Source organism: Rhodovulum marinum (genome assembly GCF_004343075.1).
GTDB lineage: Bacteria > Pseudomonadota > Alphaproteobacteria > Rhodobacterales > Rhodobacteraceae > Rhodovulum > Rhodovulum marinum.
In genome coordinates, this window is the sequence record NZ_SLXP01000012.1 from 88614 (window position 1) to 97319 (window position 8706).

Consider the following 8706-nt stretch of genomic DNA (forward strand, 5'->3'; position numbering starts at 1 on the left):
AAAACACACACACATGAGCGTGGAAGCATATCCTCCGGATGGCCCCCAAATCAGCCCGCGTCAAGGATCGCAAAACTTTTCGGCGAGGGCTGGGCATGTAGTGTGGGGCGGTCCCGTGCGTGAGCGCGCGCATGTGTCGGGTGCTGCGCGCGGAAAACTTTTGCGCCCGGCAAGCCGGCGGCTGCGCCGTCCCTGACCCGGGCAGATTCGGAAACCAGGCATTCGGCCATGCCCCCACACTCACGTGGTGGCTCCACAAACGAACACTGGAGACCAGACATGGCTTACGACACCGCAAACACCTACGAGACCATCGAGCTTTTCGGACTGACCGAGAAGGACGCACAGTTGCCGATCCCGGAAGATCACATCCTGACCGACCGCATCATCCGCGAGAGCTTTGAGGCTCTGCTCGGTCCGCTGCGCGGAACCGGGCTCGAGGCAGAAATCGAACCGCTGGCCCATGGGCTCGCGACAATCCTGCAGCGGCGCAAGGTGGCACTCAGCAAGGAGGTCGACCGCACCGCCGACAAGATCGGCGCGCTGGCAAAATCCCACGACGGATCAGAGATCGCCGAGACCGCGCTCGAAGAGGCGCAGGCGCGCTTTCTGCAGCTGCGCGAGATTGTCGGCGCCATAGAGGTGATGAGCGAGGCTGCGGCGGAATGCTACGAGATCGAGACCGGCCACGCCTTCATCCCGGCAGCCGGGTCGCGCGCAAGCGTCCGGGCGCAAGAGACGGGTGCCGTCTTCGAGGCCCAGCAACTGCTGGAGCAGCATGACCGGGAGACGGCGGCGAAGTCGAAAGTCGAGGGCGTGCCCCTGATTGTCTCGGGCGCCACCGACTGGACCGATGTCGATTTGATCTTCAACACGCTCGACAAGGTTCGGGAGCGGATCAAGCAGAACCGCAATCAGGAGATCTTCCTCTGCCACAAGGGTGGCAAGCATGGGGCGGAGATGATTGCAGCTCGGTGGGCCCGGGCACGCGGTGTCGCGCAGGCGCGCTTCGATCCGCGCTGGTCCGCACACGGGCGGGCGGCACCGTTCAAGTGCAACGACGAAATGCTGGACGACAAGTTCGCGGCGGCGGGGGTTGTGCTCTTCGGTGGCAACGGAGTCGCACTGAACCTCGGGCAGAAAGCGGAAGCGAAAGGTCTGACGGTCATGCGGGTTGCGGACCCGGCGAAGAATGGGTCGCAGGATTGAAGAGAAGGGGGTCGCGCTTGGCGCGGCCCTTTCGTTATGTCTCAGGGCGCGTGCGATCGGTCATGCAAGATCGACAGGCAGCGGCGGCCGGCACTGTCATCGCTCTACCCATTCCGTCAGAGTGCACCCCACCCGCGGCGGTATGGGCTCGGGATGATGCGCACCTCACTCACATCGTCAGCAGCGCAAGACGCGAGGGGTCGAGACGTCCCACTTGAGGCTGAAGACTTGCGGGTCCCTCGGGTGGTGTTTCGGAACATCGCATCCACGCGGGCGGGTGTCATCGGCACCCCGGCCAGGTTCGGCAGGACGTGGACGCGGATGGTGGCGACTTCGTGACGGCATAGGTCATTCGGGTCCCTCCTTTTTGCTATGCATGTGGATCGCACGGGGTCGGCCCGTTCGTGCCCTCAGCTGACGCTTCGGCAAGCACAAATACGGCTTCCACGGCGGAGCCGCGGACCCTCCGCATTTGCGCTTGCGACCGGGCCTCTTGCCCCCGTGCTGGGTGATCCCCATCGCAACAAGGAGTAGCCCAAATGACCAACCACTACGTCGCCACAGTCCCCGTCAAGTTCACCGATACCGATGGCCAGGAGCGCACCCGCTTTCAACGCGTGGGCGCCATGTTCCGCAACACCCGCAACGGGGATGGCTCGGAGTTCTTCAGCCTCAAGCTCGATTTCCCGGTCGCGGTCTCGGAGCTGGTGATGTTCCCGCCGAGCGCGAAAGATCCCCAGGACTAAATCCTCTGACGAGGATGGGCCGCCCGACGATCCTGGGGCGGCCCGATCCCTGTTCCAGGGATGCCGGGTCCGGCGGTCAGATCGCCCGAGGTGACCTCCTCTTGGTGCCGGTCGCTGCGCGCTCAACGGACGATCGCCGCTCGGAAGAATTAGGCCGGGACAGACCGGCCAGTCAGCCTCAAGGGGGCCATCCGCAAAAACCTATCGGCCAGGGCCTCCCGGTTTTTGCGGCGGAGATTTGGCGGAGCCAAATCTGGCCCTCCTTGACCCTGCCTGTCCGCCCTGTCGGAGGGGTTTGCACCCGCCCGCGGTTCGGTCCGAACACATGCGTGTTCGGCCAGACCCTCGGGCGGGGCTGGGGAAGGGGGACGCCGAAGTTGGAGGCTGTGCTGGTGGTGAGGGGGCAGGCCCGCGTCCCTGTGGGCCGCGGGGGAAGCGGACACCAAGGCTGCCCGGGGCTGAATGCAACGTAAGTATATAATTGACAGTTAGGTATATTATCGTAAGGTAAGGCAGCCTTGGTGGAAGGTGGCAGGAAATAGGGGGTCTTTCTTCCGCATGTCCCGAACAAAACGCCTGACAGAGATCGAGAAGATGCAGATCGTCCGCGAGGCCGCGGAGGGTGTGTCGACGTCTGAGCTGGCTGAGCGTTTCCAGGTCACATCACGGGCCGTGCGCTATGTCTTGAAAGCCGATGCCGAGCGCCAGACGGATGCCGCAATTCCGGTCTCCGCTGTCAGTGTGAAGGTGACGACCGCGGAGCTGGCAGCCCTCGACGCGGTGCTGGCCGCGGCCGGGATCGAGAGTCGGGCCGAGGGTCTGCGGCGGCTCATTCAGGCGGCAGGCGGGGTGTTCGTTCCGGACGCGCAGATGGCGGCCGAAATGGCGCGTTACCGCGCCTCTCTGCACGAGGTCGGCAATGGGGTCGCGCAGATCGCCAAGCAGATGACGCGGGCCAACCAGATGGGGCAGGGGGCTAATGGTGGCACGCGTGCGGAGTTCTCCGAATTGCGCCTCGCGCAGATGCGCGGACTGGCGCGGTTCATCCTCGACTCCGCTGACGAGATCGATCTGCTCCTGCGCCGCCGTCGCGACGCGATGCAGCTCGAGGCCACGGCCGCGCTGAGGGAGTTTGCGCATGCGGCTGAATGATGCTGTCGATGCCGTCACGGGCGAGGTTTTCCGGGACGGCTGGAGCCGGATCCGGGGCTCGATGCAGGGGCTGCATGTCGCCAAGCAGAGCCAGCTTGTGCGCGCGGCGGCAGGGCATCGGCCAGCCGTCTTCAAGGCGATCCGGGGCGGCGGTACGCATACCAAATCACAGCTCACAAACCAGCTCGAGTACCTCACCACCAAGTCCACCCATATCGTGGACAGCAGCGGGTTCTTCGATGGCAAGGCGAAGCTCGAAGCGAAGGACATCAAGGACCTCACCGAGCGTTTTGCCAAGCGGTGGGATGCGGGCTTCAAGCCCAAGCTTGGACAGACGACCCATATGCTCATGTCGTTCCCCATCGGCACGCGCGGGGAGGATGTGCGCGACATCGCGACGGATGTGGCCGAGCGGTTCTTCCAGACCGACGCGGGGCATTTCGACTACATTATCGCGGTGCATGAAGACCGCGATCACCCCCATGCGCATCTGGTGCTGAACCGCCGCTCGCAGGAAGGCGAGTTCTTCTTTCTGGGGCGCAACCACCGCTTCAACTATGACGACTTCCGCCTCGCCATGGTCGAGGAGGCGGAGAAGTACGGCGTGCGCCTGGAAGCCACGCGCCGGGTGGATCGCGGTGTCGTGCATTACCCCGCCACTACCCGCGAGGTCTATGCGGCGAAAGAAGAGGGCCGCGCGCCCCGCGAGCGCGAACGCGTGGGGGCCGACCTGACGCGTACGCTCGCGGAGATCGCCAATACCAGAACCGTCTACCACTCGCTTGCTGCAGAAGCTTCCCGGGAGGCCCGCGAGGATATTGCGGCGGCACTCTTCCGCGCGGGCGAGGTGCTGGCGCGCGGCGGACAGGTGGACCGAACAGGAGATGTGTATATGGCCGAGGATCAAAGCTTCGAGGATCTGAGAAGCCTCTATGCGGAGAAGCTCGCGCGGGTACAGGGCATGATCGCCGAGAAGTCCGATGCGGAGCGTCCCGTGCTGGAAAAGCGCCTCATCGAGATCCAGACGCAGGTCCAGCACATGCAGCCGCTCGGATTGCGTTCGAGCACGTTGTCAGAGGCGCCCTCGGAAGGCGGGATCTATTCTGAGGCCAATATCGACGCCAGCCGGCTGGACCGTCTGGCCGAGCCGGACTTGCGGTCGCGCATAGACACCGCGCTGCGCGGAACCGGGATCAGCACATCGGAAGTGGTGGCCCGGATCGAAACCAGGGCCTCGAGTGCCGCGCTCGAACATCAATGGATCGCCGATGATCTCTCCAAGGTGGCCGAGGCGCGCGATCTGAACCTCGAACGCCGCGCCGATCTGGAACAGGCGCGCGACATTCTCAATGACGTGCATGTGGAACTTGGCACGCTGTTGGAGCGCGAGAACGTGCTGCGCCGGGATGGCGTCATGGAAGCGGAACCGGTCAGCGAGCGGTTCCATTATCACCGGGACGCGGTCCGGGCGATGGAAGGGACAATCCGTCAGGAGATGCGCGCCGACGGCCTGACAGCGCAGCAGATCGAGGACCGGGATTGGGAGGTGGTCTCAAGGGCAGAGCGCCGGATCGAGGCGGAGCAGCGCGCGTATCTCGAGGCACATGCGGAGCTGCTCGCACGCCCTGGCGATGTGATCGACCGGTCTGAGCCCTACCGGGAGACCATCACCGATGTAGCCCGCGCCAGTGCGATCACCCGCGAAGTCGACCGCATCATGGAGGGACGCGATCTCCGCACACCTGTTGCGGATGCTGTCGCAGATGACTTGCGCGCGCGCTATCCGGACATGCCCTCCCACCTCGCCCGTGGGCTCGGCGCGACTTATGCAGCCGTCGTCGAGATACGCGACACGGAGGCCATCAATCAGGTTCGCCGCGACAACGAGTTGCGCGAGGGGCTTGGGGTTGGCACGCGTGACGAACGTCTAGCCACCCGCGATGAAACGGCGCCGCAGACTGACCGTACCGACCGCCTCGCAGACGAGATTGCGCGTGTTCTGGATCATGAACGGGCCGGGGAGCTGTCCGCGCCCTTCGAGACCGAGGCGGAGCGGGGCGCCTTCCGCGAGGAGATCGCGCGGGTGCTGGATGAACGCCAATTGGGTCGCCTCACATCCGGCGATGCCGATGCGCTGGACAAGGTTCTCGAGGACCGTCTCGACCGGCTCTACGTCGCCAAGGTCTACCTGCAATCTGATGCCGCGACGGCTAACACGGACGCCTTGCGCCAGGTGGTCGATGAACTCGCCGACGCCGAATACGAAAAACACCGCACGACAGACGTGGATGGCGAAACCGAGCGGGGACAGGTCCATTGAGCGCCGCCATGGGAAAAGCGCGGATCGCCACCGGCGTTTTGCTGGTAACGCTGGTGACCGCCGCCATAGGATACACCATCGCCTCGGCGGTGCTGACATACCAGGATCTGGGATTCGGGGCCGAAATCGACTTTGCCTATATCGCGCAGAACTATCTGGCGATCCTCGATCGCCGCCCAGAGGATGCCCAACTCATCCACCTGATCATCGGCAGCTTCGCCGCAGCTGGCTTGATGCTGAGCCTTGCTCTCTCGGGATCCGCCCTGACACGGTTTGGCCAGACCCATTGGCAGAGCGCGCGCGAAATGAAGGCAAACGGTTTTTTTGGAGAGCCAGGGACCGGATTCATCCTCGGCAAACTCGGCAATCCTAAATCCCGCGCGAAATACATTTGCTCCAAGGTCTTCCCGCATGCGCTGATCGTGGCTCCCACGGGTCGCGGCAAGACCACGGGCTTTGTCATTCCGAACCTGCTGACCTGGCAGGGCTCCGCAGTGACGCTCGATGTGAAGGGGGAATGTTTCGAGGCCACGGCGCGGCACCGCGCAGCCCAGGGCGACAAGGTTTATCGCTTTGCCCCCACCGATTGGGAGGGCAAGCGCACGCATCGCTACAACCCGCTCCTGCGCATCTTTGAGCTGAAAGATCCCGCGCGCCAGCAGATGGAACTGCAACTCCTCGCGACGCTCTTTCTGCAAAGCGACAATGACCGGGTGCAGGGCCTCCTTAAAGGCGGGATCGATCTCTTCGTGGCAGCAGGCCTGTTGGCGTTCCAGCGCAAACGTCCGACCCTGGGCGAAGTCTACCGCATCGCGGCCTCGGGCGGGAACAAGCAGAAGGAGTATTTCGCGCGGGGTCACGAGGTCGACAACAGGGCGGCCAAACTGATCTTCACGCGGCTCGCTTCGACCAATAACGACACGCTGACCTCCTATGTCTCGCTCCTGATGACCTCGGGGCTCGACCAATGGCAGAACCCTGCCATCGACGAGGCGACGGCGGTGTCGGATTTTGATTTCCGGACGATCCGCAAGAAACCCTTCTCGGTCTATCTCGTGGTCCAGCCACTTATGGTGAAGCCGCTGGCGCCGCTGATCCGCCTCTTCTTCTCCGATCTCCTCTCGGCCATGCAGGAAAAGGATCCAGGGCCAGACGAGCCGTGGCCCGTCATGATCATGCTCGATGAGTTCAATCGCTTGGGCAAAATGCCTATCGTGGTCGAGAGCATAGAGACCCTGCGGACCTATCGTGGACATTTGGCAGTTGTCACCCAAACCATCCCTGCCCTCGATGAAATCTACGGCGAAAACACCCGCCGCGCCCTGCAGGGCAACGCGGGCGTGAAGCTCTATCTGACGCCTTCTGACGAGAAGACCGTCGAGGAGTTGAGCAAGGCGGTCGGCAAGACCACCAAGACTGTCGTCACGCGGTCGCAATCCATCGGCAAAAACCCCTTCGAGGGCCGAAGCCAATCCACACGGACCGAAGAGAGCTCTCTGCTCCCCGAAGACGAGGCGCGCCGCCTGCCGCTCGACGAGATCGTCATGGTCATCGATGCGCAGATGCCCGTACGTGCGAAGAGAATCCAGTATTTTGACGATCGGCTGTTCAAGGCGATCCACGCGGCGCAGACGGGCGAGTTGCCGTTCCCGGAACCGGGGGGAGGTGGGTCGCAGGGCACGCTGCCGCTGAGCATGCGCGCCATGCCGATGACACCGCCACCGGACGGCCCCCGTGGTTCTGAAGCTGATGTGGAGCGGGCACGCGAGGGCGTTGACGGTCAACCGTCAGGGCAATCTGATGTAGTTCCAAAGAAGACCGCGCCTGTCGTTCAAGCCGTTATCGCCGAGGAACAGCGCCAGATGGAGATGGATTTTGGGGGACAGCTTGCGGATGCCGAGACAGTGGGGGTGGATGATGAGGCGCAGATGCGCTCTGCCGTTGATGGCTTGGACGATATGGAAGCGATGCTGCGAGAGGGGGATGTCGAAAAGCTGGTTGCTCGATAGCGTGGTGTGCATCGCCATCTTTCAGGGACGGCGGGGAGCGGACCTTCGCCGCGGATGCGAAGTTTCGGCGTTCGCTCAGTGATAGCGGACCTTTGCATAAGGGGACTTCCGCTTTCAGTTGTGCGACCTATTGGATGGGTGCACACTAGGCCGAAGGTTGTTTTGGAAACGCGATATCATCATGTCATCGAGCATTCTTAAGCTTGCAATTAGAAATTTCCGAGGTGTTCGAGAACTTGATTGGCTCCCCTCCGCGGGAATGAACTTCATCTTAGGGGGCGGCGACTCAGGAAAGACAACGGTGCTAGAGGCCGTTGACCTTCTTTTCTCTCCATCCAGCTCTTTCAACGTTTCCGAGACAGACTACTGGATGAGGGAAACCGCTACCAGTTTTACGATCGAGGCGGTAGTCCGCATAGGAGATGAGATCGATATCAACACCCAGCCAAACATGGCCTATCCTTGGCATTGGGATGGGAAGGAAGCCGTTGCTCCAAACAATGATGAAGAGAACGGCGAGAACGACGAGGTTTATATATTTCGGTTCACAGCAAACGATCAGCAAGAAACCTTGTGGGAAATCGTTCAGCCTGACGGAAACACGATCCGTTTTTCCGTAGGGCTCCGAAGACAGATCGGATTAGTTTCTCTCCCAAGTGATGACCGAAACGATAAGGACCTCAGATTGGTCTACGGGTCTGCTCTGGATCGACATATTGGCGATCCGTCCTTGCGCTCCCGCATAGGAAAGCAGGTCGCCGACATCAATCTTCAGGACGAACTTTCGGACGAGGCAAAGGAAGCGCTCGCGGCGCTTGATGCCAAGTTCGGAGAAAAAGCCCTACCTGGTGGTGTGTCGATCGGATTGACGAGTTCCAGGGGCGTATCGATCGGTGCACTTGTCTGTTTGCTGGCCCAGAAGTCTGAGGACACACAACTTCCGCTATCGAGCTGGGGAGCCGGAACTAGGCGTCTGGCCAGCCTTGAAATCGGGGCTGCCAATACCAATGCGCCCTCTTTCATCACCGTAGATGAGATAGAACGCGGGCTTGAGCCATATCGTCTACGACAGTTCCTCGCCGATCTTATCGGGCAAGACGGCCAGAAGTTCGTTACGACGCACAGCCCAATTGCGATAGCCGCAGCGCCAGAAGCACACTTGTGGTACATGGACAGTTCCGGTCGCCTGGGCTCACTCCCGTCTGAGTTAGTTGGCAAACAGCAAAAAAACGACCCTGAAACGTTCTTATCACGTGTCGCGGTGATAGCT

The 8706-nt window shown here is 62.1% G+C and carries 6 protein-coding genes; all 6 read left to right on the top strand.

The features are described from left to right. Nucleotides 1-279 precede the first annotated feature (279 nt). Nucleotides 280-1209, top strand: coding sequence for a DUF2493 domain-containing protein (locus EV662_RS15900; RefSeq protein ID WP_132464650.1), 930 nt, complete (start codon nt 280-282; stop codon nt 1207-1209). 539 nt (nt 1210-1748) lie between these two features. Continuing rightward, nucleotides 1749-1955 carry a hypothetical protein gene (locus EV662_RS15910; RefSeq protein ID WP_007120662.1) on the top strand — a complete coding sequence of 69 codons (207 nt, stop codon included), beginning with the start codon at nt 1749-1751 and terminating at the stop codon, nt 1953-1955. A 558-nt stretch (nt 1956-2513) separates the two neighbouring features. Beyond that, complete coding sequence (locus tag EV662_RS15915) at nt 2514-3107, top strand: helix-turn-helix domain-containing protein (protein WP_132464656.1); 594 nt, start codon at nt 2514-2516, stop codon at nt 3105-3107. Further along, nucleotides 3094-5427 carry a relaxase/mobilization nuclease domain-containing protein gene (locus EV662_RS15920; RefSeq protein WP_132464659.1) on the top strand — a complete coding sequence of 778 codons (2334 nt, stop codon included), beginning with the start codon at nt 3094-3096 and terminating at the stop codon, nt 5425-5427. Before EV662_RS15915 ends, EV662_RS15920 begins: the two co-directional genes overlap by 14 nt. Before the next feature lie 8 nt (nt 5428-5435). Continuing rightward, entirely contained in the window at nt 5436-7436 is a 2001-nt protein-coding gene (locus tag EV662_RS15925; RefSeq protein WP_132464668.1) for a type IV secretory system conjugative DNA transfer family protein, read from the top strand. A gap of 157 nt (nt 7437-7593) precedes the next feature. Next, a partial coding sequence (locus EV662_RS15930; RefSeq protein ID WP_165915622.1) for an ATP-dependent nuclease occupies nt 7594-8706 on the top strand: 1113 nt, incomplete at its 3' end.